Annotated in this window: 3 protein-coding genes; 1 reads left to right on the top strand and 2 read right to left on the bottom strand. The window is 41.1% G+C overall.

What is annotated here, in order from left to right; genetic code table 11:
* Positions 1-262: 262 nt before the first annotated feature.
* Positions 263-787, bottom strand: coding sequence for a nitroreductase family protein (locus A9239_RS11470; RefSeq protein WP_048120047.1), 525 nt, complete (start codon positions 785-787; stop codon positions 263-265).
* 137 nt (positions 788-924) lie between these two features.
* Positions 925-1,482: a flavodoxin family protein gene (locus A9239_RS11475; RefSeq protein WP_048120045.1), complete on the bottom strand. Its 558-nt coding sequence runs from the start codon at positions 1,480-1,482 to the stop codon at positions 925-927.
* 285 nt (positions 1,483-1,767) lie between these two features.
* Between A9239_RS11475 and A9239_RS11480 the strand changes: the two genes are divergently transcribed.
* Positions 1,768-2,136: a helix-turn-helix domain-containing protein gene (locus tag A9239_RS11480; protein ID WP_048120043.1), complete on the top strand. Its 369-nt coding sequence runs from the start codon at positions 1,768-1,770 to the stop codon at positions 2,134-2,136.
* Positions 2,137-2,470: the final 334 nt, after the last annotated feature.

Below are 2,470 nucleotides of genomic sequence, written 5' to 3' on the forward strand. Positions count from 1 at the left end.
TTCCCATACTTTCCGTACTTTCCGTAATTTCCATACTTTCCGTACTTTCCTTAGTATCTCTCTGTTGGGAGCCTGGTTTGGGAAAGTCTCTTACATTTCCAGCATCCAATAGATCCGGAAACGCGATTTATTTTTCAAAAAGGTATTAACAGGCAAATTTAGCTCCTTTAAACGTTTTTTCGAAGATTCAAACCTTTAATAGCTCTATCTTGTTATTATTCATCTAATACAGTATGAATTTTATTCTGTTTTCTTCACAGCTTCATTCTCTTCTCTGACCGTACTTATTGTGGTAGATTTTTGTTTTATTAAACCTGTCCTGGGGGCCTGGTTTCTGGTCAGGATAACCTAACGGTACAAAAGCTAGAGGAATTACATGTTCAGGCAGTCCGAAGGCTTTCCTGAAACCTTCAACCCTGTCCTTCATCGGATAAATTCCGGTCCAGACTGCCCCAAGCCCGGCATCGTGAGCTGCAAGCAGGAGATTTTGGGTAGCTGCCGAACAGTCCTGAACCCAGAATCCTGGAGCCTTTTCAAGTGTTGTATCCCCACAGACAAGAATTGCAAGAGGAGCTTCCCTGCACATACCTGCATAGGGGCTGAAAGTGGGAATTTCGTCAAGGAGCTTCCTGTCATCGATAACAATAAAGATCCAGGGCTGGGCATTGACCGCCGATGGAGCACTCATTGCGGCTCTGAGCAGTTCGGCAACAAGCTCCCTCGGAACGGGCCTGTTAGTGTATTTTCGAATGCTTCGGCGAGTGTGGATTGCTTCAAGAGTTTCCATATGAGACCCCTCCTATTCATTCCTGAAAGATCTGGGCGAGAAGATTTCAACCCAGTTTTTTCTCGCCCTATTTTACTTTCTTCCCGTTTTTTACTTTCCGGTTTTTTAGTTCCAGATGTTATTATAATTTATTTTCTTCATTTGAACAGGTTAAGACCTGCGTTTTTCGCTTTTTCCATAAGCTCTATATTATCCTTTACCTCTCCAGGAGCGTGATAGCCAACTCCTACAAGAACATCCTTTACTTCTGCCTGCATAAAGCCAGAAACTTGACCTTTGAATTCCTCGTAGACACCTTTGAAAGCTGCCGGGTCAGGAGCACCCTGAGTTCCTACAATCACGGCTTTTTTCCCGGCAGGGAGACGGGGAGAGAAGTCTGCATTTATAAGAGAGTAGCAACGGTCAAGGAAAAGCCGCATCTGGCCTGTAAACTGACCAAAGTAAATTGGAGAACCAAAAACGACTCCATCTGCTGATGTAAGCTCCTCGAATACTTCCGTAAGGTCATCTTCAAGTTTGCACTTGTCATGGCCCTTACAATAGTCGCAGCCCTGGCAACCTTTGTAGTTCATCTCGTTGAGAATAAATGTCCGGGTTTCAGCACCTGCTTCTGCCGCGCCTTCCAGGACCTGCTGGACAAGGATATTCGTATTTCCGTTCTTTCGTGGGCTTCCTACAATGCCTATAACTTTCATTCTATTCACGCCTTTTAATTTTTTAAACTAAGCTTAACTTAGATATGACCTGAAATTAGGTCTAACCTGAATTGAGGTCTAACTCGAATTGAGGTCTAACTCGAATTGAGGTCTAATCTGAGTTTCATTTTCTTTGAATTTATACTGGATTAATTTTTCAATTGATGCCAGATTTTTCTTTCTTTAAGAAAATGTATTTATTGATATCTGATTTGCAATAACTATACTTATATACTATACATGCAATCCGGATACTAACTAACAAAATGGATACTATGTGAGTATATGGTAAGTCAAATCCGGAATAACAAACATTGCCAGTGTCCTGTGGAAGCAACTCTGGAGGTAATTGGAGGCAAATGGAAGCCTATTATCCTCTGGCAGTTGAGGACAGAAAAACTGCGTTTTTCAGGGCTCCAGCAAAGTATGCAGGGTATTTCACCCAAGATGCTTACGAAACAGCTCAGGGAACTCGAAGAAGACGGGCTTATTCTCAGGGAAATTTATCCTGAAATCCCACCTAGAGTTGAGTATTCACTGACCGAGTTCGGAAAGACTGTGCTTCCGGTCCTGGACGCTCTCTGCAAATGGGGAATTGAGTATCTTGGAAGAGAGTGCTTACTGGATGATCAATCGCTTAGTGATAGATCGTGACATAGAGAATAAGTTCAGATAAAGGTCTACAAACAACGCTCACGCAACAAATAAAAGTAAATCCTCTTCCTGCATCTTAATGTTAGTATTGAATTTTAAATGTTAGTATTGAATTCTGCTTTTATCCGGAAAATCTAAAGCATCAGGAAGACCTTAAAGTATTAGGGGAAATCTAAAGCATTAGGGAAGACCTAAAGCATTAGGAAGACCTAAAGCATTAGGAAGACCTAAAGCACTAGAATAGCTGGCACTAAGTTAATTTAAAATCGGAAATAATATTCCTTTAACAATATTTTCAGAAACATTGAAACTTTTGAAATTTAATTTATGAAAT

The organism is Methanosarcina sp. A14, from assembly GCF_001729375.1.
GTDB lineage: Archaea > Halobacteriota > Methanosarcinia > Methanosarcinales > Methanosarcinaceae > Methanosarcina > Methanosarcina barkeri.

What these genes read in the sequence shown, in the direction of transcription:
- A9239_RS11475 (WP_048120045.1), bottom strand. Translation starts at nt 1,482, where the DNA reads ATGAAAGTTATAGGCATTGTAGGAAGCCCACGAAAGAACGGAAATACG.
- A9239_RS11480 (WP_048120043.1), top strand. Translation starts at nt 1,768, where the DNA reads ATGGTAAGTCAAATCCGGAATAACAAACATTGCCAGTGTCCTGTGGAA.
- A9239_RS11470 (WP_048120047.1), bottom strand. Translation starts at nt 787, where the DNA reads ATGGAAACTCTTGAAGCAATCCACACTCGCCGAAGCATTCGAAAATAC.